At 61.5% G+C, this 24,469-nt stretch carries 18 protein-coding genes and 1 pseudogene; 1 reads left to right on the top strand and 18 read right to left on the bottom strand.

The window, feature by feature from the left end:
• Positions 1–69: 69 nt before the first annotated feature.
• Positions 70–1,197 carry a sensor histidine kinase KdpD gene (locus EI969_RS21850; protein WP_160389601.1) on the bottom strand — a complete coding sequence of 376 codons (1,128 nt, stop codon included), beginning with the start codon at positions 1,195–1,197 and terminating at the stop codon, positions 70–72.
• 249 nt (positions 1,198–1,446) lie between these two features.
• Here EI969_RS21850 and EI969_RS21845 point away from each other — a divergent pair, with 249 nt between their 5' ends.
• Entirely contained in the window at positions 1,447–6,717 is a 5,271-nt protein-coding gene (locus EI969_RS21845; protein ID WP_160389600.1) for a dermonecrotic toxin domain-containing protein, read from the top strand.
• A gap of 66 nt (positions 6,718–6,783) precedes the next feature.
• Here the strand turns inward: EI969_RS21845 and ureC are convergent, their stop codons facing one another.
• From ureC to EI969_RS21760, 17 genes and pseudogenes are all read right to left on the bottom strand, one after another.
• A complete protein-coding gene (gene ureC / locus EI969_RS21840; RefSeq protein WP_160389599.1) occupies positions 6,784–8,484 on the bottom strand; it encodes an urease subunit alpha in 1,701 nt (566 codons plus the stop codon).
• A 140-nt stretch (positions 8,485–8,624) separates the two neighbouring features.
• Entirely contained in the window at positions 8,625–8,930 is a 306-nt protein-coding gene (locus EI969_RS21835; protein WP_110658145.1) for an urease subunit beta, read from the bottom strand.
• On the bottom strand, positions 8,930–9,463 hold the full coding sequence (locus EI969_RS21830; protein WP_160389598.1) for a GNAT family N-acetyltransferase: 534 nt from the start codon (positions 9,461–9,463) through the stop codon (positions 8,930–8,932). Before EI969_RS21830 ends, EI969_RS21835 begins: the two co-directional genes overlap by 1 nt.
• Before the next feature lie 6 nt (positions 9,464–9,469).
• The gene (locus tag EI969_RS21825; protein WP_160389597.1) at positions 9,470–10,003 is read right to left on the bottom strand and encodes a GNAT family N-acetyltransferase; all 534 of its coding nucleotides are present in this window, start codon (positions 10,001–10,003) and stop codon (positions 9,470–9,472) included.
• A gap of 9 nt (positions 10,004–10,012) precedes the next feature.
• Positions 10,013–10,315, bottom strand: a complete 303-nt coding sequence (locus tag EI969_RS21820; RefSeq protein ID WP_007945249.1) for an urease subunit gamma — start codon at positions 10,313–10,315, stop codon at positions 10,013–10,015.
• An 82-nt stretch (positions 10,316–10,397) separates the two neighbouring features.
• Positions 10,398–11,237: an urease accessory protein UreD gene (locus tag EI969_RS21815; RefSeq protein WP_160389596.1), complete on the bottom strand. Its 840-nt coding sequence runs from the start codon at positions 11,235–11,237 to the stop codon at positions 10,398–10,400.
• 164 nt (positions 11,238–11,401) lie between these two features.
• Positions 11,402–12,100 (bottom strand): urea ABC transporter ATP-binding subunit UrtE, encoded by a 699-nt coding sequence (urtE, locus tag EI969_RS21810; RefSeq protein WP_007979642.1) that lies wholly within the window; start codon positions 12,098–12,100, stop codon positions 11,402–11,404.
• 129 nt (positions 12,101–12,229) lie between these two features.
• A complete protein-coding gene (urtD, locus tag EI969_RS21805) occupies positions 12,230–13,099 on the bottom strand; it encodes an urea ABC transporter ATP-binding protein UrtD (protein WP_160389595.1) in 870 nt (289 codons plus the stop codon).
• A complete protein-coding gene (gene urtC, locus EI969_RS21800; RefSeq protein WP_160389594.1) occupies positions 13,096–14,175 on the bottom strand; it encodes an urea ABC transporter permease subunit UrtC in 1,080 nt (359 codons plus the stop codon). Before urtC ends, urtD begins: the two co-directional genes overlap by 4 nt.
• Positions 14,175–15,677, bottom strand: a complete 1,503-nt coding sequence (gene urtB / locus EI969_RS21795; protein ID WP_160389593.1) for an urea ABC transporter permease subunit UrtB — start codon at positions 15,675–15,677, stop codon at positions 14,175–14,177. The genes urtC and urtB overlap by 1 nt, the downstream gene beginning before the upstream one ends.
• Before the next feature lie 156 nt (positions 15,678–15,833).
• Positions 15,834–17,099, bottom strand: coding sequence for an urea ABC transporter substrate-binding protein (urtA, locus tag EI969_RS21790; protein WP_057712186.1), 1,266 nt, complete (start codon positions 17,097–17,099; stop codon positions 15,834–15,836).
• A gap of 228 nt (positions 17,100–17,327) precedes the next feature.
• A complete protein-coding gene (locus EI969_RS21785; RefSeq protein WP_160389592.1) occupies positions 17,328–17,750 on the bottom strand; it encodes a hypothetical protein in 423 nt (140 codons plus the stop codon).
• Between the two features lie 200 nt (positions 17,751–17,950).
• Positions 17,951–18,961: an iron ABC transporter permease gene (locus tag EI969_RS21780; RefSeq protein WP_160389591.1), complete on the bottom strand. Its 1,011-nt coding sequence runs from the start codon at positions 18,959–18,961 to the stop codon at positions 17,951–17,953.
• Positions 18,958–19,917 carry an ABC transporter substrate-binding protein gene (locus tag EI969_RS21775; protein ID WP_160389590.1) on the bottom strand — a complete coding sequence of 320 codons (960 nt, stop codon included), beginning with the start codon at positions 19,915–19,917 and terminating at the stop codon, positions 18,958–18,960. Before EI969_RS21775 ends, EI969_RS21780 begins: the two co-directional genes overlap by 4 nt.
• Before the next feature lie 244 nt (positions 19,918–20,161).
• Positions 20,162–20,702: pseudogene (locus EI969_RS21770) on the bottom strand (ABC transporter ATP-binding protein); the annotation flags it as partial.
• Between the two features lie 66 nt (positions 20,703–20,768).
• Positions 20,769–22,148 (bottom strand): PepSY domain-containing protein, encoded by a 1,380-nt coding sequence (locus EI969_RS21765; protein WP_160389588.1) that lies wholly within the window; start codon positions 22,146–22,148, stop codon positions 20,769–20,771.
• Positions 22,149–22,255: 107 nt separating this feature from the next.
• Complete coding sequence (locus tag EI969_RS21760; protein ID WP_160389587.1) at positions 22,256–24,373, bottom strand: TonB-dependent copper receptor; 2,118 nt, start codon at positions 24,371–24,373, stop codon at positions 22,256–22,258.
• Between the last annotated feature and the right edge of the window lie 96 nt (positions 24,374–24,469).

Raw genomic sequence — 24,469 nt, 5'->3', positions numbered from 1 at the left:
GTAGGAGCCGGCTTGCCGGCGATGGCGGTCTTGCGGGCACCATCGCCGGCAAGCCGGCTCCTACAGATGTCACACCTTCCTGGGGAGCACCACGGTAAACGTCGTGCCATCCCTCTCGCTGGAACTGACTTCAATCGTCCCCTGATGGGCATCCACCACTTCCTTGACGATAAACAGCCCCAATCCAAGACTGGTAGTGGGCTCACCGAGTTCTTCGCTGGCACTGCGCACCAGCGGGTCGAAAATGGTCGGGATCGCATCGGTGGGGATCGGGATGCCGTCGTTGTGCACGGTCAGTCGAACGCTGTCGGTCTCGCCCTTGAGGTACAGCTTCACTTCACGTTTGCTTGAGCCATGCTGCAAGGCATTGCCGATCAGGTTTTGCAGCATCTGATCGAGCCGGCGCGGGTCCCAGGTGCCGCGGGTGTCACCCTGTACATCCAGCGTCGGATCGCACTCAGGTTGACCGGCGCAGGCCCGGGCAATCGCTTCCCGTGCCGCGTCGGCCATGTCCATGGGCGCAGGTTCGACCGGCAGGCGCTTGCCCAGGCGACTGCGCACCAGCTCCAGCAAATCCCCGACCATCACTGCCAGGTGCCCGGTACTGCGCTGGATATTGATTGCGCACTTGAGTGCATCGCCATCGAGGGCGGCTTTACGCAGCAGTATTTCGGTGGACATGCTCACCGCTTGCAACGGCGCACGCAGGTCATGACCGAGGATCGCCAGGAAAATGTCCCGCGAGCGGTTGACCCCTTCAGCGTAAGTGGCGGTGGACTCGGCGAGGGCCTCGTCGATGGCTTCGTTGAAGCGGATCATGTCCTGGAAGTAGGCGAGGTCAGGCGATTGCAGGCTGTTGACCCACAGGCGGATGACGCAGGCGCGCAAATGACGGAACTCACTGGTCATCTGCACCAGGTCAAAACCCACGGTATGGCGCAATTCGCCATGGCTGGCCCCGGCCTCGTTGAGGCTCGGGGTTTTCTCCGGTCCGTCGCCGCGTGCCTTGGCCGCTTGTTCGGAGGGTGTCTGGGGCTTGCACATGTCCCGGGCCGCGGCCAGCAGGATCGACCGGGCATGGTCGCGCAAGGCGACACTGTCCATGGCCTCGGCGGCCGGTGTGATGGTTTTGGCAAACTGCTCCCACTCATCGACGATGCGATCAACGTGCAACACGATGAATTCGGAAAGACGCATGGCGGTTACCTGGGCATGAATCGGAGGGCAGCGAATCGAATAGTAGCCCCTTTGCCGGAAAAAACACGACCACTCATGCCGTGGCATAAGCCAACGCCTCTATGGCGGTACTTATGTGTTGAACGCTCTTTGATTTTCGAACGGAGGGGGCCCTTTTCGAGGGCCGGTCCAACTGTTTTTTGCCCTTTTGTTTGAGGGGGAAGTTGTTGAACCTGTGGGTTCCCATCCAGTCATCAAGGTGATGAAACAGTGTCTCAATTGCATGGAAGCCATTCACAGCAAACGATTGAAACCGCGGGCGTCGAACACAACGGCGTGCATTATCGTCGTGTGGTCGACACGATACCGGGCGCCCTGAGAAATGCCCCGCTTGCACGGCTCAAATCCCTCGAAACCCGCACGCCCGTGACTCCTGATTGGTACAGCGGCGCACGGGCCATCGACCGCCAATATCTGAAGCAATTGATCGACGAGCGCTGGCGTGCACAAGGCGTACTGGACAAGACCCTGGGTAACTTGCAGGACGACATCCAGGCCTTCGCCGAACCGCTGGTCAGTGAGAAATTGCAGGCGAATTACCCATCGGTCGAACGAATCAGCGAACTGACTGTACAGCTCGAAGTACCCAGCACGATCGGCTTTGTCATCGACACCGGCGCCAGCCGCGTCCGGCAGTCCACATTGCTGGAGGCGGCGCTGCATAACTTTGAGGAAGCTGAAACCGCCGAAGGTGCGTTTCGAAACAGTTCCGGTATTTACCGCAAGGACATTCAGGGCAGTCTCAGCCTTGAGCCGGCCATCACCCTGCCGGCGTTTGCGACCCTGTGCCGAAGCCTCGACATCGGCGGGCAATATCAACGGCACATCAAGTCCGTCCTGTTGCCCGATACCCCGCAGGCACAGCGAAACTTGCAACGGCAATCGGTGGCCAGTGAAAAGGCCGCCTTTCATGTGGCCGCACTGATTGCCCGGTTGAAGGGAGAGATCAGTGATCATGCCTACGGCAAACTGGGGCAGATGCGTGAAGGGCACGCAAACATCACGCTGTACGAGCGACCGTTGCAGTGTCATCGGTTGTCGCTGATGGGCTTTCGATTGACCGGCATCGTGTTGTTCAGTGCGGTCAGCGATCCATCGCAAATAGAGCGCGAAGTTAAAGCGTTGACGCCGACCCTGTTGAGCTTCTGGATAGACTGGTCGCGGCGCATTCCTGTTCTGCCAGGCCAGGAATACGATCAATTCAAACTGCTGCAGGCCTTCTTTGCCAATGGACCGCAGGGTTTGAGCGATGAGCTGTTGCGCCGCGAGGATATATATCGACAGAGCCGTTTAACCGGTCCGTTGGTCGCTTATGTCCCGGATGATCCGGACCATCCCTTGAAGGAGTACCCCTCGCTCACCGCGTTCATGAAGGCGCTCCTCGGTCAGTTGAGACGTTCCGATTACCAGTCCTTTTTCAGTCGCTTTGTGGCGCAAAAGGATCAAGGGCTGTTTTTCACCCGGGTCAAAGAGCGTCTCACGACCGTCACCTGGCATGAGCGCGAACCGCTGGACATGGGCCCGTGGTGGCGTGAAACAGCGGTCGAAAATCCCGATGCGGAACCGCTCACCAACCAGATCGCGGATGATCTGTGGGTCACGCTGTTTCTGGAGCGGCGCAACAAGGCCATCGCCGATGCCCGGCTGATTGCCGTACCCACCGACGACGAGGATGCCAACGCCCGCTTCAAGCGCCTGACCAGTTACCTTTCAATCGGCTGGAACGTGTTCAATTTCGCCGCCATGCTGGTCCCCGGCCTGGGTGAAGCCATGCTCGGCATCATGGTCGCGCAGATGCTCGCCGAGGTGGCCGAAGGGGTCGAGGACTGGAGCAAGGGTGACAAAGAAGAAGCCTCGGCGTACTTCAACGGCGTGTTGATCAACTTCGCGCAATTGGCGCTGATGGGGGCCGGCCATGTGTTGCCTGGCGCCAATGTCGCGCCAGTCAGGGTTTCGTCATTTGTCGAGGGTCTCAAGCCCGTAGAGGTTGGCGGCAAGACGCGATTATGGAACCCGGACCTCAGCCCTTATGAGCAACCGATCGTCTTGCCCGAAAAGGCGAAGGCCGGTGATCAGGGGCTGTATCGACATCAGGATCAGGACCTGCTGCGCCTCGATGGCAAGTGCTATGGGGTCAAGCAAGACCCGGTCACCGGCGGGCATCGCTTGCAACACCCGACCCGCGCCGACGCTTATCAGCCGCTGCTGGAACACAATGGCGCCGGCACCTGGAAGAGCGAACTCGATCAGCCGCTCGAATGGGACAAGCGCCAGTTGCTCAGGCGCCTGGGCGCTTCGGTGGACGGGATCTCCGATGAGGCCCTGGAGCAGATCCTGACCGCCAGTGGCGTGCACGAAAATGCCCTGCGCAGGCTGCATGTCGAGCATGAAACCCCGCCCGCGCTGCTTCGCGACACACTCACGCGCTACAGGGCCGATGTCGATGCGGCGGGCTGTGTGGACCAGATCCTGGCCAACCGGGTGGGCGAGGAGTGGGCCGATTGCGCCGTGCGTTTCATGACGGAGTTGCCGGGGTGGCCAGGCGACAAAGCCATAGAGGTCTTCGAGAAGCCAGGGTTGCAAGGTGCAAGGATCAAGGAAGGCTTTGCCGATGCGACACCGGTGAATGCGTTGCAGTTGAGCTGGGAGGAACTGCTTGGCGGCAAGCTGCCCGAGCATGTGGTCGAGTTTCTTGATGAACAGGCGCTGCGTGAAATGCTCGGGGAATGGTATTCCGGTGACCGGGACGCGCGGATCGAGGCCCTGCGCGATCGTTTCGCCGACCACGCACGAGGCCAGAAAAAACGCCTGTTCGATTTGCTGTACTTGCGCCGTACGCGCTCGGCAGACTCGTCGGTGAGCCTGCTCAAGAACGACTGGGCCGAACTCTCGACCAGCCAGGCGCAAGAACTTCTACAGCGCGCAGACCCGTCGGATGTGAAGTATCTGGCGGAGAAAAAGCGCGTGCCCCTGAGGCTCGCCCAACAAGCTCGACAAGCCGCAGAGCAACTGCGTGTGACGCGGGCCTATGAGGGCCTTTACCTCGATGCGCTGCACAACAGCGATACCCTGCACCTGCAATTGCACTCACTGCAAACCCTGCCGGGTTGGCCGTCGGACCTGCGCCTGGAAGTTCGCGAGTACGGTTTCAACGGCGTCTTGAAGGACAGTATCGGCGCCGAGGATGCATCGGTGCGCAAGGTCCTGGTGCTGACTGAAGACGGACGCTACGAGGCGCGGGACGCGGATGATCAACAACTGCACGGCGCCGACGATTTTTATGCGTCGGTCCTGCACGCCTTGCCCGACTCGCCGCGCAAGGCCCTGGGCTTCGAGATCCACGAGGGATCAAGGCTTGAGCAAGCGATCAGGTCCCGGCCACTGGAGCGTTCGCTGTTCGAGCCCGTCCTGCGGGACAACCCCAGCGTCAAGCCGGCCTTCGACCCCAAGGTCATGCGCTTGCGTGGCGGCATGCCCGGATACGCACGACAGGTGCCGCGAGGACAGGGTTATCGACATCGGCTGCGTGCGTTGCATCCGGGTTTTACCGCTGAAGAGATAGAAGCGCGGTTGACGCAATTCAGTCATAACGGTGGGTCGGTGGAGGCCAACCTGACCGCTTGGGAGAACGCGTTCAATCAATTCAACCGTGCCATGCAACGCTGGATGAACTCATCGACGGATTCCTTTCGGTTCTCCCCGGCGGGTGTCGCGCAATGGGCTTCGCGAAACAGGTTTTACGCGGCGCTCAGGCAGTGCTTGCAGCGAACGGGACCGGAAGGGGTGCAGGTGGCGGGGATTATGCGCCCGCAAGCCCTGGTGCTGGACGACATTGCTCACTTGGGCCGTCATCTGGAGTCATTGCCCAATCTGGACGCTGACTTCAGTCACGTTACCAGCCTGACCATGCGCAACTGCGGCCTCGGTGTCGAGCACATGCCTTTTCTCGATTCGTTCCGCCAGGTGCGTTATCTCAACCTGCAAGACAATCTGCTGACGGCCGCTCCGCAGGCGCTGAGGGGCATGCGTCATCTCACCGACCTGTCCCTCAGCGACAACCGCATTGAACTGGATGTATTGGCGGTGGATCGCCTGAAAAATCTTTCATGCCTGAGGATGTTGGCGCTGCGCGGCAATCCGCTGAAGCTCATGCCGGATGTCAGCCGGATGCCGCATTTGCAGGTGCTGATGTTGGGTGATGCCGGCCTGGAAACCTGGCCTGTCGGGCTGTTTTCCCAATCGCGGCCACGCAGTATTTTCATTGATCTGAGCCGCAATCCCATCAGCCGGATACCGGAAGTGGCACCAGGATCGTTTCGCGCCGAGTTGCTGGCGCGCACGGTGATCAGCCGTGAGCCGAACTGGATCTCAGCGGAAAATCTCGACATTCTGAAGTCTTACATCGAGTCGGTCGGCATGGACCCGGAGCGTCCTTATCCGCCCCGCGGCGTGCTCGACAGTTTGGAATGGGCGGCAGGCATGACCGAGCCGCAATGGCAGGAAAGTCAGCAAGCCTGGAACGCCGTCGAGGATGAATTCGATTCGGCGCCGTTTTTCAACGAAGTCCGCAAACTCACCCAATCCGCCGACTTCAAGGCCGGCGGCACCTATCAGACGCAGCTGACGGCCAAGGTCTGGCGCATGCTTGAGGCCATGGCCAGCGACAGTGAGCTGCGCATCAAGTTGTTCAATGAAGCCGCAACCCCCACCGAATGCGTGGATGGCGGGACGCAACTGTTCAATGCCATGGGCGTGCAGGTGATGGTTCACGAAGCCTACGCACTGGTGCGCGAAGACTTGATCGAAACACAGTTGCTGGAATTGGCCCTGGGCAAGTCCCGGCTCGATGAACTCGGCGCCATCGCCCGTCACCGGGTGTCCGAGCGATTGGCGGAGGGAGAGCAGCTGCGTCGGACCGGCGCCGATGGCGAAGTGACCGGCACTATCGATGAAGTGGAAGTGCACCTGGCCTACATGACCGATCTGGCAGAGCGCCTGGATTTGCCTTGGCAGGCCAGGGGCATGCAGTTTCGCGCCATCGCCGACGTCAGCACTGAGATGATCGAGGCAGCGTTCCAGCGGATCAAGGCGTTGGAAGAGGGTGATCTGCTGATCGAGCGGATCTTCGAGCAACCGCTGTGGAAAACCTGGCTGGAGTCGACTTACCGCGAGCAATTGGATGGCTTGAAACGCGAAATCGATGCCACCACCGATTTGCAGGATGCGTTGCAGCGCAGGGCCGAAGGAGCACGGCTCACGGCCAGGGAAAAAGCGCAGGTGGAGGTAGAAATAACAGCGCTTTGCCGCGAACTGGGCAAAAGTGAAAGTGATTTCGCGGATGGCCAGGTCATGACGGATGAGGCGTATTTTCAAGCCTTGAATGACATCGATCGGCGAATCACCGAGCAACTGAAAACACTGACCCGAGAAGCGATGATTCGCGCCAAACTCGACCGGTTGCGGATTTCATCCCCTCAATAACCCTCAACAAGGCAAAGGCCTCGACACACTGTGTGCGAGGCCTTTGTGTATGGCGCAACAACTGCTTCAGAACAGGAAGTAACGCTGGGCCATCGGCAAGGTGTCTGCCGGCTCGCACCACAGCAACACGCCGTCGGCCTTGACCTGATAGGTCTGCGGGTCGACGTCGATTTTCGGCAGATAGTCGTTGTGGATCAGGTCGGTTTTCTGCACGTCGCGGCAACCTTTGGCCACGGCGATTTTCTTCTTCAAACCCAGTGCCTCGGGCAAGCCTGCATCCTGCGCCGCCTGACTGATGAAGGTCATGCTGGTGGCGTGCAGCGAGCCGCCGAAGCTGGCGAACATCGGACGGTAGTGCACCGGTTGCGGTGTCGGAATCGAGGCGTTGGCATCGCCCATCAGGCTGGCCGCAATGGCTCCGCCCTTGAGAATCAGCGTCGGTTTCACGCCGAAAAACGCCGGGCGCCAGAGCACCAGATCGGCCCACTTGCCCACTTCGACCGAACCTACTTCATGGCTGATGCCGTGGGTGATCGCCGGGTTGATGGTGTATTTGGCGATGTAGCGTTTGGCGCGGAAGTTGTCGTTGCCTTGACCATCAAGCGGCAGCGGCCCACGTTGTTTTTTCATCTTGTCGGCAGTCTGCCAGGTGCGGGTGATGACTTCACCGACCCGCCCCATGGCCTGGCTGTCGGAGCTGATCATCGAGAACGCGCCGAGGTCGTGGAGAATGTCTTCGGCGGCAATCGTCTCGCGACGGATACGGCTCTCGGCGAAGGCCACGTCTTCGGCAATGCTCGGGTCGAGGTGGTGGCAGACCATCAGCATGTCGAGGTGTTCGTCGATGGTGTTGCGGGTGAACGGCCGGGTCGGGTTGGTCGAACTCGGCAGTACGTTGGCAAACCCGCAGGCCTTGATGATGTCCGGCGCGTGCCCGCCACCGGCCCCTTCGGTGTGATAGGTGTGAATGGTGCGGCCCTTGAAGGCGGCGAGGGTGGTTTCGACGAAACCGGATTCGTTGAGGGTGTCGGTGTGGATCGCCACCTGCACGTCGAAGCGGTCGGCCACGTTCAGGCAGTTGTCGATGCTTGCCGGGGTGGTGCCCCAGTCTTCGTGGAGCTTGAGGCCGATGGCGCCGGCCTTGACCTGTTCGATCAACGGCTCTGGCAGGCTGGCGTTACCCTTGCCGGTCAGGCCGATGTTCATCGGGAACGCATCGGCGGCCTGGAGCATGCGCGCCAGGTGCCACGGCCCGGAGGTGCAGGTCGTGGCATTGGTGCCGGTGGCCGGTCCGGTGCCGCCGCCGATCATGGTGGTGACGCCGCTCATCAACGCCTCTTCGATCTGCTGCGGGCAGATGAAGTGGATGTGCGTGTCGATGCCACCGGCGGTGAGGATCATGCCTTCGCCGGCGATGACTTCGGTGCTGGCGCCGATGGCGATGGTGACGTTCGGCTGGATGTCCGGGTTGCCGGCCTTGCCGATGGCGGCGATGCGCCCGTCCTTGAGACCGACGTCGGCCTTGACGATGCCCCAGTGGTCGATGATCAGGGCGTTGGTGATCAGCGTGTCGACCACCTCGGCGGCGAGCAACTGGCTCTGACCCTGGCCGTCACGGATGACTTTACCGCCACCGAACTTCACTTCTTCGCCGTAGGTGGTGAAGTCCTGTTCCACTTCGATCCACAACTCGGTATCGGCCAGGCGCACCTTGTCACCGACGGTGGGACCGAACATGTCGGCGTAGGCTTGACGGGAAATCTTCATGTGTTCGCCTTGGAATTCAATTGATTTTGAGATCGCTCGCATTACTCGCTATCGCGAGCAGGCTCGCTCCCACAGTTGATCGCATTCCCCCTGTGGGAGCGGGCTTGCCCGCGATGAGGCCAGTGCATGCACAACATGAATCACAGGTCACCCATGATCCGCCCGGCAAAGCCGAACACCCGACGATGCCCCGCCAGATCCACCAACTCCACCTCGCGACTCTGGCCGGGTTCGAAGCGCACGGCGGTGCCGGCCGGGATGTTCAGGCGCATGCCGCGACTGGCGGCGCGGTCGAATGCCAGGGCGTCGTTGGTTTCGAAAAAGTGGTAATGCGAGCCAACCTGGATCGGCCGGTCGCCACTGTTGGCCACCTTCAGGCTGATCGTGCGCCGGCCGACGTTGAGCTCGATTTCGCCGGGCTCGATCTGGTATTCACCGGGAATCATCAGTGGGCCCCCTGGAGGATCTTGTAGTAGAGAGCGGTCGGCTTGTAGCGGCCGCTCGGGTCGCAGGCGTAGTCGGGGATTTCACCGGCGCGGGTATAGCCCAGCGATTGATAGAAGTCTTCGGCGGGCGAGCCGGCCTCGGTGTCGAGGAAAAGCATGCCGCGCTTGTGCTGCAGGGCGGCCGCCTCCAGGGCGTTCATCAGTTGCTGGCCCAGGCCACGACGCCGGGCGTGTTCGCGCACCAGCAGCTTCTGCACTTCGGCGCGGTTCAGCCCGTTGGCTTTCTGGCACAGGCCCAGTTGCACGCTGGCCTGCACCTGCTCGTCCTTGACCACCACCCACAACAACACATTGCCTTTGTTGAGGTTGTCCTGGACCTCATCGAAATAGGCGTGGGCCTGGGTCGCATCGAGGTCGGCCATGAAGCCGACGCTGGCGCCGTAGCCGACGGCATCGAGCAGCAGGTCGATCAGGCCCTGACGATAATGCGCAAAGCTTTCAACGTTGACGCGGCGCAGTTGGGCGGCGTTCATCGGACATTACTCCTTGTGGGCGCTTGGCGGCTCGGCGCCTGGGTTGAGGGTCAGTTGCATGAAGGTCAGGTCCAGCCAGCGGCCAAACTTGGTGCCCACCTGGGGCATCTGCCCGGTGGTGATGAAACCGACGCGTTCATGCAGACGGATCGAGGCCGCGTTACCGCTTTCGATGGCCGCGACCATCACGTGTTTGCCGCAGCCCCTGGCGCGTTCGATCAGCACGTCCATCAGTTTCGGGCCGAGACCGTTGCCGCGTTGGTCGCTGCGCACATAAACCGAATGTTCGACGGTGTGACGGAAACCGTCGAACGGCCGCCAGTCGCCGAACGAGGCATAGCCCAGTACGGTGTTGTCGGCGTCGACGATCACCAGGATCGGATAGGCCTGGGCCTGCCGGGCGCTGAACCAGGCCTGACGGTTGCCGAGGTCGACCGCCTGTTCATTCCAGATCGCCGTGGTGTTGAGCACCGCGTCGTTGTAGATGTCACGGATGGCCGGCAGGTCGGCATGCGCTGCATCGCGGATGTGGTAAGTCATGGCGCGGCCTCAGGCGATGGGTTGGTGGACGGTGACCAGTTTGGTGCCGTCGGGAAAGGTGGCCTCGACCTGGATTTCCGGGATCATTTCCGGGATGCCTTCCATCACTTGTTCGCGGGTCAGCAGGGTGGTGCCAAAGTGCATCAGGTCGGCCACGGTCTGGCCATCGCGGGCGCCCTCAAGCAGCGCCGCGGAGATGTAGGCCATGGCCTCCGGGTAGTTGAGTTTCACGCCGCGAGCCAAACGCCGCTCGGCCACCAGGCCGGCGGTGAAGATCAGCAGCTTGTCTTTTTCGCGTGGGGTCAGGTCCATCGTAGACATCCATCCGGGCAGATTAAAAAGTGTTGGATCTGTTAATACCGACCCGACAAGCCAGCTCCTACAGTGAGCGGTGTCAGGTGTTCCATATTCTTGGAGGTATTGCTTCGCGGCCAAGCAGCGCGGGCCTGAGCAATCGCCACAAATCAATCAGCCAACCCCTTGCCAACAGCGCTTCACTCGCCAGGCACCGTGCAACCAGCAAACCCGGCAACTGAGTCAGATCCCCGTGCACATCGTTGGACAGCGTGCGGCAGGTTTCCAGCAGTTCGCTATCGATTTCACCCGTCACCAGCAGCGTGGCAAACACCGGTTGCCCGTCCAGCCCGATGGGCGAGTCCAGTAAGCCGTCCGCCCCGACAATGCGCTGGCGTTCATGCCAGAGCAACTGGCCGTCGCGGCGGATATCCAGTCGGGCCTGGAAGTGCCCGAGATCGAAGCGCTCGCCGCTGGCCGGACGGCCCAGGGCCACGACGTCCCAGTAGAACAGCAGTGCATCGCCTTCAAGGTCGATGGACGTGCTGAGTTCAGCCTGGGCCGCGCTGAAAATGATCGTCTCCTGGGGCAGCCATTCCAGTGTTGCACCGGCCGCCACCTGCAACTTCAAATGCTGATAGGCGGGGCCGGCGGCGCGATACCACTTGGCTGCGCCAGGGCTGGTGATTTGTGCCCAGGCATCGCGCTCGACGCTGGCCGAGATGTCCAGCCGATCACCGCCGGCAATGCCGCCGGGCGGGTGGACGATGATGTGTTGGCAGACCTCTGGCCCCTCTGCATACAGGTGCTTTTGCACCCGCAACGGACCTTTGTGGCGACGCAGGATCGGGCGAGTGGTGTGATCGAATCGGGCGTAGCCCAGTTCCAGTTCGGCGTGCCAACTGGGGGTGAACAAGGCGCCGGAAGCGGGAAGAGTCATAGTCAGTGCTTATCCTGAGGTCGTCAGGATGTCTGCAAAGGCTGTGCCGCAAGGTTTTGCGGGTGGGAGGCGGTTGTTTAGCGCTGCGACGCACCAACAGGGGGCGCTCGGAGAAATATCGTGCAACAAATTGGTGCCGAGACCTACCGGGCCTCGGCAGGATCTCAGATCGTGACCAACCCGCGCACGCCCTCGGCTTCCATGTTTTCACCGCGACCCTGTTGCACGATTTCGCCCCGGGACATCACCAGGTATTGATCGGCCAGTTCGGCGGCGAAATCGTAGAACTGCTCCACCAGCAAAATCGCCATATCGCCCCGGGCCGCGAGTTTTTTGATCACGGCACCGATCTCTTTGATCACCGACGGCTGGATGCCTTCGGTGGGTTCATCGAGGATCAGCAGGCGAGGGCGGCTGGCCAGCGCACGGCCGATGGCCAGTTGTTGTTGCTGGCCGCCGGACAGGTCACCGCCCCGGCGTTGCTTCATCTGCAGCAACACCGGGAACAGCTCGTAGATGAACGCCGGGACTTCCTTGGCTTCGCTGCCCGGGAAACGTGAAAGTCCCATCAGCAGGTTTTCTTCCACGGTCAGGCGGCCGAAGATTTCCCGGCCTTGGGGCACATAGGCGATGCCGGCATGCACACGCTGGTGTGGCTTGAACGTGGTGATCGGTTTGCCTTCCCAGTTCACCGCGCCTTCCTTCGCTGGCAGCAGGCCCATCAGGCATTTGAGCAGGGTGGTCTTGCCCACGCCGTTGCGGCCGAGCAGGCAGGTGACTTCGCCGACCTTCACGTCAAATGTCAGGCCGCGCAGGATGTGGCTTCCGCCGTAGTACTGGTGCAGTTTTTCGACTTGCAGCATTTTTTTGTTTCCCCTTGATCCCTGTGGGAGCGGGCTTGCCCGCGATGGCGGTGGGTCATTCAACAAAAGTGTCGGATGTTCCGGCCTCATCGCAGGCAAGCCAGCTCCCACAGGTTCTGTATGTGCAGGCTATCGACCGAGGTAGACCTCGATCACCCGTTCGTTGTCCTGCACCTGTTCCAGTGACCCCTCGGCCAGCACGCTGCCCTGATGCAACACGGTGACGTGGTCGGCAATCGAGCCGACGAAGCCCATGTCATGTTCCACCACCATCAGCGAGTGCTTGCCGGCCAGGCTTTTGAACAGCTCGGCGGTGAACTCGGTTTCGGCGTCGGTCATGCCGGCGACCGGTTCGTCGAGCAGCAACAGTTGCGGATCCTGCATCAGCAGCATGCCGATCTCCAGGAACTGCTTCTGGCCATGGGACAACAGGCCGGCCGGGCGATTGACCGACGAGGTCAGGCGGATGGTGTCGAGCACTTCGGCGATACGGTCCTTTTGTTCACCATTGAGGCGCGCACGCAGGCTGGCCCACACCGACTTGTCGGTTTTCTGCGCCAGCTCAAGGTTCTCGAACACACTCAAGGCTTCGAACACCGTCGGCTTCTGGAACTTGCGACCGATGCCGGCCTGGGCGATCTGCACTTCGCTCATCTGTGTCAGGTCCAGGGTTTCGCCGAACCAGGCCTTGCCGTGACTGGGACGGGTCTTGCCGGTGATCACGTCCATCAGCGTGGTCTTGCCTGCGCCGTTGGGACCGATGATGCAGCGCAGTTCACCGACACCGATGTACAGGTTCAGATTGTTCAGTGCGCGGAAGCCGTCGAAACTGACGCTGATGTCTTCCAGGGTCAGGATGGTGCCGTGGCGCGTGTTCAGGCCTTTGCCGGCACGTTGACCGAGACCGATGGCATCGCGGCTGCTGCCGGCGTCCTTGTTCGGTTCCACAGGAAAAAACGCCGGTTCGAGCATGAATTCAGCCGTTGCAGTCACTCTCATTGCTCACCTCTTTTCTTCAGCAGGCCGATCACGCCTTTGGGCAAATACAGGGTCACGACAATGAACAGCGCGCCGAGGAAGAACAGCCAGTACTCGGGGAACGCCACGGTGAACCAGCTCTTCATGCCGTTGACCACACCAGCACCTAGCAATGGCCCGATCAAGGTGCCGCGACCGCCGAGCGCGACCCAGACGGCCGCTTCGATCGAGTTGGTCGGCGACATCTCGCTCGGGTTGATGATCCCCACTTGCGGCACGTACAACGCACCGGCCAGGCCGCACAACACAGCGCTCAATACCCAGACGAACAACTTGAACCCGCGCGGGTCGTAGCCGCAGAACATCAGGCGGTTTTCCGCATCGCGCAGCGCGGTCAGTACCCGGCCGAACTTGCTCTGCGCCAGGCGCCAGCCGATGTACAGGCTCGCCACCAGCAACAGCACCGTGGCGAAAAACAGCACCGCGCGGGTGCCCGGTTCGGTGATGCCAAAACCGAGGATCGTGCGGAAGTTGGTGAAGCCGTTGTTGCCGCCGAAGCCGGTTTCGTTGCGGAAAAACAGGAGCATGCCGGCGAAGGTCAGGGCCTGGGTCATGATCGAGAAATACACGCCCTTGATCCGCGAGCGGAAGGCGAAGAACCCGAACACCAACGCCAGCAACCCCGGCGCCAGCACCACCAGGCACAAGGTCCAGAGGAAGCTGCTGGTGCCGGTCCAGAACCACGGCAGTTCGGTCCACGACAGGAACGTCATGAACGCCGGCAAGCCATCGCCCGAGGCCTGGCGCATCAGGTACATGCCCATGGCATAGCCGCCGAGGGCGAAGAACAGGCCGTGGCCGAGGGACAGCAGGCCGGCGTAACCCCACACGAGATCCAGCGCGAGCGCGACGATGGCATAGCAGAGAATCTTGCCCACCAGCGTCAGTGTGTAAGCCGACACGTGCAGCGTGCTGTCCGGCGATAACAGCGACAGCAGCGGCAACGCCAGCAGCAGAACGAGGATCACCGCGCCGACGGCAATCGTGACTTTCGGGCCGGCCTTTTGCGTGGCCGTGAGCATCAGGGGCTGGTTCATCAGTCGATCACCCGTCCTTTGAGCGCGAAGAGGCCTTGCGGACGTTTCTGGATGAACAGAATGATCAGCGCGAGGATGAGGATCTTGCCGAGCACTGCACCGATCTGCGGCTCGAGAATCTTGTTGGCGATGCCTAAGCCAAATGCCGCCAGAACGCTACCGGCCAACTGGCCGACGCCGCCGAGCACTACCACCAGGAACGAGTCGATGATGTAGCTCTGGCCGAGGTCCGGGCCGACGTTGCCGATCTGGCTGAGGGCCACGCCGCCGAGGCCGGCGATGCCCGAGCCAAGGCCGAAGGCGAGCATGTCCACGCGCCCGGTGGGCACGCCGCAGCAGGCGGCCATGTTGCGGTTCTGGGTGACTGCACGCACGTTCAGGCCCAGGCGGGTCTTGTTCAGCAGCAGCCACGTGAGCACGACGACGAACAACGCAAAGGCGATGATGACGATGCGGTTGTACGGCAGCACGAGGTTGGGCAGCACTTGAATTCCTCCCGACAGCCAGGCCGGGTTGGCCACTTCGACGTTCTGTGCGCCGAACACCAGGCGAACCAGTTGAATCAGCATCAGGCTGATGCCCCAGGTGGCGAGCAGGGTTTCCAGCGGACGGCCGTAGAGGTGGCGAATCACCGTGCGCTCCAGCGCCATGCCGATGGCCGCCGTAACGAAAAACGCCACGGGCAGCGCAATCAGCGGATAGAACTCGATGGCCTGCGGGGCGAAGCGCTGGAACATCAGTTGCACCACATAGGTCGAGTAGGCGCCGAGCATCAGCATCTCGCCGTGGGCCATGTTGATCACGCCGAGCAGGCCGAAGGTGATCGCAAGACCCAGGGCGGCGAGCAGCAGTATCGAGCCCAGCGACATGCCGCTGAAGGCCTGGCCGAGCATCTCGCCAACCAGCAGTTTGCGTTTGACCTGGGCGAGGCTGGTTTCGGCCGCCGTGCGTACATTGGCATCGGCTTCAACGCCAGGCTCGAGCAAGCCTTCGAGGCGGGTGCGGGCCAGCGGATCACCGGTTTCGCCGAGCAGGCGCACAGCGGCGAGGCGCACGGCCGGATCACTGTCGACCAGTTGCAGGTTGGCCAGGGCCAGGCTCAAGGCCGTGTGGACGCCTTCGTCCTGTTCACCTGCGAGCTGCTGATCGAGGAATTTCAACTGCGCCGGCTTGGCGCTTTTCTGCAGTTGCTGCGCAGCGGCCAGACGTATCTTGCCGTCGGCGGCGAGCAACTGATGACTGGCCAGGGCCGTGTCGATCAGACCCCGCAGACGGTTGTTCAGGCGCAGGGTTTTCGGTTGGCCGTCGATGGTCAGTTCGCCTTGTTGCAGGGCGCTGATCAACTCGATGCGTGCCGGATCGGGCTGCGCGGCCCAGGTTTCCAGCAGTTTGGCTTGCTGCGCGGGATTGGCGGCGACGAAGTCTTCGGCGTCGCCGGCGTGGGTAGCCATCGGCAACAGCATTGCAATGGTCAAGATGAAGCGATAAAGGGCGGTGGGCATAAATAGTCGCCTTGACGCGGACATTGTGGGAGCTGGCTTGCCTGCGATGGCATCACCTCGGTACATCAAATGCACCGAGTCGTTTGCATCGCTGGCAAGCCAGCTCCCACAGGGATTTGTGTCAGGCCCGAATGCTTGGGCCCGACATCCAGTGGCTTAGTTGCTCTTCATCGCGTAGTCAGGCTTCTTGTCGTTGCCCGGAATGAACGGGCTCCACGGCTGGGCGCGGATCGGGCCTTCGGTCTGCCACACGACGTTGAACTGGCCGTCGGCCTGGATCTCGCCGATCATCACCGGCTTGTGCAGGTGGTGGTTGGTCTTGTCCATGGTCAGCGTGTAGCCGGACGGCGCGGCAAAGGTCTGGCCGCCGAGCGCTTCGCGGACTTTGTCGACGTCGGTGGACTTGGCTTTTTCCGCCGCTTGCGCCCACATGTGGATGCCGACATAAGTGGCTTCCATCGGGTCGTTGGTCACCGCTTTGTCAGCGCCTGGCAGGTTGTGTTTCTTGGCGTAGGCCTTCCAGTCGGCGACGAACTTCTTGTTCGCCGGGTTCTCGACCGATTCGAAGTAGTTCCACGCCGCCAGGTTGCCCACCAGTGGCTTGGTGTCGATGCCGCGCAGTTCTTCTTCACCGACCGAGAACGCCACGACCGGAACGTCGGTGGCCTTCAGGCCCTGGTTGGCCAGTTCCTTATAGAACGGTACGTTGGAGTCGCCGTTGACCGTGGAGATAACGGCCGTCTTGCCGCCGGCCGAGAACTTCTTGATGTTGGCGACGATGGTCTGGTAGTCGCTGTGACCGAACGGGGTGTAGACCTCTTCGATGTCCTTGTCGGCCACGCCTTTGGAGTGCAGGAACGAGCGCAGGATCTTGTTGGTGGTGCGCGGGTAGACGTAGTCGGTGCCGAGCAGGAAGTAGCGCTTGGCGCTGCCGCCTTCTTCACTCATCAGGTATTCAACGGCGGGGATCGCTTGCTGGTTCGGCGCGGCGCCGGTGTAGAACACGTTCGGCGACATTTCTTCGCCTTCATATTGCACCGGGTAGAACAGCAGGCCATTGAGTTCTTCGAACACCGGCAGCACCGATTTGCGCGACACCGAAGTCCAGCAGCCGAACACCACGGCGACCTTGTCCTGGGTCAGCAACTGACGGCCCTTCTCGGCGAACAGCGGCCAGTTCGATGCCGGGTCGACCACCACCGGCTCGAGCATCTTGCCGTTCACGCCGCCCTTGGCGTTGATCTCGTCGATGGTCATCAACGCCATGTCTTTCAACGATGTTTCAGAGATCGCCATGGTCCCGGACAACGAATGCAGAATACCGACCTTGATGGTCTCGGCGGCCTGGACAGTCCAGGTCATGCCCATGGCGGCAATGGATGCCGAGAGAGTGAAAGCCTTGATCAAACTGCGACGCTTCATTGTGCGATCTCCATGAACTTATGAGTTTTCTTGGTTGGCAGATGCGGACTACTGAAGGTGTGTTTTGCAAGGGCTGTGCCTGGTCGGCAAAAGGCAGGGAAGTGTCGTTCTAGAGCGGTTGAGCGGTTTGCTGGCGCACCATGAAGGATCGCGTCTGGCGCGTTGGTGCGAAGAGGTGCGCCAGATTGGGGCGAGCAAGCTCGCTCCCACAGGATTCAATGATGGCTGTCAGCTTTTGATGCAAGTTTCAAAACCATGACCGCCCCCTTCGTACTCCGGGCCGTAATAGTATTTGGTGAATGAAATTTTTCCGTCAGAAGTTGTAGCAATTTTCGCAATCCCGACGCCGTAATCCTTGAGCGACGGATCCGTATGGGCAAAGTAAATCGCCAGCGAATTCAAGTTGGCGGCAGCAAACCCCTCATACCGGGAGTTGTCGAGCAGTGTCAGGGTAAAACCGTAGGCGCCATGTTCGCCGGTACTTTGTTCGGCGTTGAGCTCCATGTCGACGACACCTTCGAACGCACCGATGTGGCTGTCCATTCCGGTGCATTGATATCGGCCGCTGTAGTCAACGCCGGTAAAGGGTGGCTGCACTGCCCATGCAGGCGCTGAAACAAGTGCAAGGGATACGATGAACTTCTTGAACATGGTTGCCTCTTTCCGCTCTTGTGGGAGTTATGACGATTTATGTGTAGGAATAATCGTCATTGAAGTGTGCGAGTGTGTTTATTGTTCAACTCGCGGGAGCGGAGTATGAGCGCGCCAGTAAGTTTGTTAAGCACTAACTCAATACGAGGTTTTTCCTGACATAACTACACTTCTGAAGTTTGTTTAAATTAAACATGGCGTTAACGACGGCGCATCAAGCCGATGAAAAACAACCCGCCAATCGCAGCGGTGGCCACACCGATGGGCAGGTCTTCGGGGGCGATCAGCGTCCGGGCTGCGACGTCGACCCAGACCAGAAACAGACTGCCGAGCACCACGCACACCGGCAGCACTCTTCGGTGTTCGGCCCCGACCAGGCGCCGTGCGATATGCGGCACCATCAACCCGACAAAACCGATCGAGCCGCTGATCGACACGAGCACGCCGGTCATCAATGACGCGATCAAAAACACTCGCAGGCGCACGGTGCGCGCATTCAGGCCGAGGGTCACCGCCGTCTGCTCTCCGGCCATCAGCGCATTCAACGGTCGCGCCATGCCCAGCAGTAAAACCAGCCCGAACAACACACTGGCCGTCGGTACCGCCAGCAATTCCCAGCGTGCCAGCCCGAGCCCGCCGAGCATCCAGAACATCACCGCGGAACTGGCTCGATGGTCGCCCAGGAACAGCAGCAGATTGGCCATCGCCATCATCACGAACGACACCGCCACGCCGCACAGCAACAAACGATCGCTGTCCAGGCGCCCGTGGCGGCTGGCGATCATCAGCACCGCCAGCATGCTCAGCAATGCGCCGATGAATGCCGCGATCGGCAAAGTCAGCAGGCCGGCGATTTCTCCGACATGCAGCACGACGATCACCGCACCGAGAGTGGCGCCGGACGTCACGCCGAGCAGGTGCGGGTCAGCCAGCGGGTTACGCGTCACCGCTTGCAGCACCGCACCGATCAGCGCCAGTCCGGCGCCTACGAGCGCGCCGAGCAGCACGCGCGGGACGCGGATCAGCCAGACGATATGTTCTTGCCCGGGGCTCCAGTCCGCCACACCGAAACCGAACAGCTTGTGCAGCAGGATGCGCCACACGATGTCCAGCGGTATCCGCGCCGGACCGAAACCCAGGGACACCACGCACGAAACCAGCAACAGCGCACCGAGGACGATCAGCAACAGGGCGTAGCGACGGTTGATCATTCGCCGTGGAAACCCTTGGCCAGCGTTGCGACCGCCAGCACGTTATCGATCCCCGGCGTGGCCTGCACATACGGGATGACGATGAAGTGCCGGTGCTTGATCGCGTCCACCGATTGCAGGGCCTTGTTGCTCAGCAGGAATTGAATCTTCTGTTCGGCAGTGATTTCGCTGTAGTCGACGATCACGATCACCTGCGGATTGTGCTCGACCACGCTCTCCCAGTTGACCCGGGTCCAGCTGGCGTCGACATCCTCCAGGATATTGCGCCCGCCAGCGGCGTCGATCAGCGCTTGTGGCATGCCCAGGCGGCCTGAGGTCATGGCCCGGTCTTCGCCGCTGTCGTAGAGAAACACCCGCGGTTTGTCCGCAGGCAGGTCTTTGCGAATGTCCGCGACTTGCGCCTGCATGTCGGCGATCAGGGCGTTGGCGCGGTCCTGCACGTCGAAGATCCTGCCGAGGTTGCGCAGGTCGTTGTAGGTGTCTTCGAGACTGGCCGGCGGACGTTTCATCACGAATGCGCAGGACTCGCTCAGCTCATACACGTTGATGCCCAACGGTTGCAGGGTTTGCGGCGTGAGGTCGCCGCCGACGCGCATGCCGTAGTCCCAACCGGCAAAGAGAAAATCGACGTTGGCATTGAGCAGGGTTTCCACCGACGGGTACTTGGCCGCCAGTTCCGGCAGGCCTTCGAGGATGTTCTGCATCTCGGGCGTGACGGCCTTCCAGCCACTGATGCCGCTGTAGCCGGCCATCCGTGGCTTGAGGCCGAGGGCGAGCATCATCTGGGTCATGTTGATGTCGTGGCTCAGAGCGTGTTGCGGTGCCTGCTGGAAGGTCACTTCGCGGTTGCAGCTTTTGATCGTCAGCGGGTATCGGGTGGTTTCGGCCAATGCCTGGACGCTTTCGAGCAGCATCGCGAGGGGGAGGCAGGAGCGCAGCAGGGAACGAAAATTCATGCTTGGGTTATCCAGGTGATTCGGGGGTAGCCGTGTAGCGGATGGTCATCGACCAGCGCCTGGACGCCAAACACATCGCGCAGCAGCGCAGCGGTCAGGACTTCCTTCGGCGTGCCGCTGGCGACGATGCGGCCATGGTCGATCACGTACAGCCGATCACAAAAAGCCGCCGCCAGGTTGAGGTCGTGGATGCTCGCCAGGGTGCCGATGTTCAAGTGCTTGACCAGTTTCAAAAGCTCAAGCTGATAGCGTGGGTCGAGGTGGTTGGTCGGTTCGTCGAGGATCAGCAGTTGCGGTTGCTGGGCCAGGGCGCGGGCGAGGATAACCCGCTGTTTTTCACCGCCGGAGAGGGTGGCGAAACCATGGTCTTCGAAGCCCTTGAGGCCGACCGACTCCAGAGCCTGCATGATGAGCTTCGAGTCTTCGAGCGAGTCGCCCTCGAACAGGCCTTTGTGCGGCGTGCGCCCCATGGCGATCACTTCCTCGACGGTCAGGCCGAAGGTGTCGGGGAATTCTTGCAAGACCACGGCGATGCGTTGCGCACACCAGCGTGAAGACTGTTGCCAGACGTTGTGGTGATCGAGCCTGACCTCGCCGCTGTGCGGTTTGCTGAAGCGCCAGGCACAACGCAGCAGGCTGGTCTTGCCACTGCCGTTGGGGCCGATCAGCCCGACGAACTCGCCGGCGGCCACGTGCAGCGAGGCGTCACGCAGCTGGAACTGGTGGTGGCAATGGCCGTGGCCCAGTGGGGCCCAGGCGAGGTTTGTGAGGTTCAGCGAGGTCATGCAGGAGCTCTTGAGTTGATGCGCGGGGAGTTTACAGTGCCTTTCGCCCCGCGCATCTCGCCTGTTTCATGATGAAGATGAGGCGCTCTCAGTCTGCCGGGTAAAACGCGACAACAGCACGCGATCCAGCACCCACACCACCACCAGCGAAGCACCCACCAACGGGAAGGCCACCGCCAGGGCGAACATGATCACCATGGCGGTTTTCCATTTCGGCAGGTCGTGACGCAGCGGCGGCACGCCGAGTTTTCCCTGCGGACGACGCTTCCACCAGATCACCACGCCGCTGACCGCACTGAGCAGGATCATCAGGCAGATCAGCAGCACTATGATCTGATTGAGCGTGCCGAACATCTTGCCTTCGTGCAGCATCACGCCGATTTCCGTGGCGCGGGCGACGGCGCCGTATTGCTCGTAACGCACATCGGCCAGGACCTTGCCGGTGTATTGATCGATGTGCAATGTGGCGTCGTTGCGCGGGTCGTCGGCGAACACGGCGATGGTGAACACACCGGTGGCGGTGGTCGGCAAGGTGATGCTGTAACCCGGCTCGACCTTGCTTTGCACGGCGATGTTTTGCACGTCCTGCAGGCTGATGGTCGGCGCGGCCGGGCCGGCCTGCGCACCGTCGTGGGCCATGTGTTCGGCATGATCGCCGGACATTGGCATCGGTGTATTTTCCATGGCCCAGGGCACGGTCTGGCGAGTGGCGCTGTTGAGGCTGCGCGCCTCGACGTCGGACTTCGGCACGTCATCCCACATGGCCGCCGGGAACACGTTCCAGACCGCCGCGTATTGCTGGCCCCAGAACCCGGTCCAGGTCATGCCGCTGAGCAGCATCACCAACAGCAGGGAGGCGCCCCAGAATCCGGTGACGGCATGCAGGTCACGCCAAAGCACCCGCCCGCGGCTGCTCAGGCGTGGCCACAGGATGCCGGCGGCCTGACCGCGCGGCCACCACAGAAATACCCCGGAAACCACCAGCACCACGCCCCAACCGGCGGCCAGTTCGATCAGCCGGTCGCCGACGGTGCCGATCATCAGCTCGCCGTGAATTGCCCGTGCAATGGCTTGCAGGTTCTTCTTGGCGTCTTGCTCGCCGAGGATGTCGCCGTGGTAAGGGTCGACGAAAACATTCAGCTCCTGGCCATCGTTGAGCACGACAAACTGGGCGCTGCGTTCGGCATTGACCGGTGGCAGGTACTGTTTGATCGTTGCCTGTGGATACGCGCCTTTTACCCGCTTGAGCAGGTCGTCGGCCGCAACGGTGTGATGACCGGCCGGGACGTTGAGCAGGCTGCTGTACATCAGCGAATCGAGTTGCGGCTTGAACAGGTAGATGGTGCCGGTCAGGGCCAGCATCACCATGAAGGGCGCAACGAACAATCCGGCATAGAAATGCCAGCGCCAGGCCAGGTTGTAGAAGTTCACTTTGGGCTGTTTCATCACGTGTGCTCCGCTTGGCTGGATCTTTTAGTTGTTTGTTTGGCGGTTGCCTTGCAACCGATCGCGAGCAAGCTCGCTCCTACAGAGCGAGCTTGCTCGCGAAGCTTTTAGAAACTCATGTCCACCTTGGTCCAGAGCGTTCGCCCCGGCTCCTTGATGGCTTGCGGGTCATTGGCCGGGTAGCCGAAACCGGCATTACCGGCCAGGTTCAAGTGCTCGGCGTAAGCCTTGCCGAACAGGTTGTCGACGCCGCTGCTGACCTTCCAGTTGCTGTTGATCCGATAGGCACCGTTGAGGGAGAACACGCCGAACCCCGGCGTCTTGTCGAAATCCTTGCCGACCACGTTGCCCTTGTCCTGGTCGATGCGGTTTTGTGCGGCGACCACTCTCCACAGTGCGCCGGCGCTCCAGTTGTCTTCGCTGTAGGTCAGGCCGAAACGGGCATCCAGCGGCGGCATCTGCGGCAATGCAGTGCCATCGCTGCTGTTCTTGCCCCAGGCGTAGGCCAGGGTCGCGTCGGCCTTCCAGTTGTCGGTGAGGTTGTAGGCGGCACCCAGTTCGCCGCCCATGATTCGCGCGTCGATGTTCTCGGCTTGTGAGGTCGTGCCCATCATCCCGGGCGTGTAGTTGAACAGGATGTAGTCGCGCACCTGCCCGACGTAAGCCGAGGCCCAGGCTTCCAGTGATTCGGTCTTGTATTGCAGGCCGAAATCGAACTGGGTGGTTTTTTCCGGTTTGATCGAGTCGAAGGCATTCACCGAGCCGGCGGGGCCGGAGTTGGGTGAAAACAGCTCCCAGTAATCCGGGAACCGCTGGCTGTGACCGAGGCCTGCGTACAAGGTGGTCGGGCTGTCGGCCAGGTCATGCTCGTAGCGGATGAAACCGCTCGGCAGGGTGTCGGCGCGGGTGTCGTCAGCCGTTGGGTTCGGGCGGGTCATCATGCCCGAGCCGGTGGTCTGCCGATAATCCTTGGCCGAGGCGCGGTCCAGGCGTGCGCCGCTGATCAGGCGGTCACGGTCGGCGGCGTACCAGGTCAGTTCGCCGAACACGCCGTAGTTATGGAAGTCGGCGTCCTTGGTGTACGGCAGGTCCTTGTAGGTGTCGACGCCCATGGCGCTGCGCTGGCGATGCTCGTTGGTCTGCGCGTCGATGCCGCTGATCAGTTGCACATCGGCCCAGCGCCAGGTGGCCTTGACCCGTGCACCGAGCGTGCGGCGGTCGACGTTGGAGGCCATGGGGCCAGCCATCATGCCGGTGCCGGACGGCGTGCGCAGGGTGTAGTTGTCCATCACGTGGTCGGCGTAGTTGTAGTAGACCTGCGCCTCGATCTTATCCAGTACCTCGCCGATGTTGGATTGCTCGAATCGCAAGCCGAGGCTCTCGCGCAGGAACTGCGCACCATCCATGCCGCGCCCGGCGTAGCGGGCATCACCGTCGCCACGGCCGGCGGTCAGTTCCAGCAAGGTGTCGGCATTCGGCGTCCAGCCAACCGCCACATCACCGTTCCATTTCTCATAACGCGACGCCACGGTGTCGTTGTTGCCGTCCTGGTAGTCGTCGGAGTGCGCGGTGTTGCCGATGACCCGCACGTAACCCGACTGGCCGCCGGCTGCGGCGTCCACCAGTTTGTCGAAGCGGCCGTAGGAGCCGGCCAGCACGCTGGCGTTGACCCGGGTGCCGAGTTCGCCGAAGTGCTCCGGTTCGCGGTCGAACAGAATGGTCCCGGCCGAAGCCCCCGGTCCCCACAGCACGGTTTGCGGGCCTTTGATCACGGTGAGCTTGTCGTAGGTTTCCGGTGAGATGTAGGACGTCGGGGCGTCCATCCGGCCCGGGCAGGCGCCGAGCATCATGCTGCCGTTGGTGAGAATGTTCAGCCGCGAACCGAACATGCCGCGCAACACCGGATCGCCGTTGGTGCCGCCATTGCGCACCATGGCGAAGCCCGGGATGGTCTTCAGGTAATCAGCGCCGTCGCTGGCCGGCACCGGTTGGCGCGGGTCCTTGGGATTGGTGACGATGGTCAAGGGTGAACTGGGGGCAACGGCGGTAATCACCGTCGGGCTCAGCTCTTCAGTGTGACCGGCATGTTCATCGGCGAGCGCAGAAGGCGCCAGCAACGCACCGCACAGGATCGCGGTGGCGTGCCTGAAACGAACGCCGGATACGTTCAGGCCATAAGAGGCTTGGGCAGGGCTCAAGCACGGGACAGCAGAAAAGCTGGACATGACAATTTCCATCGTACAGTCGTAAACGACACGGCCGGCAGCCTGCGCAATCCCTGTGGGAACGAGCGTTGGTTGTCTTGCGGACCGTGTGAGATC

Source organism: Pseudomonas sp. PB101 (assembly GCF_009764265.1).
Lineage (GTDB): Bacteria > Pseudomonadota > Gammaproteobacteria > Pseudomonadales > Pseudomonadaceae > Aquipseudomonas.
The sequence above is the reverse complement of the archived record's forward strand: the minus strand, read 5'-3'. Positions and strand labels throughout refer to the sequence as shown.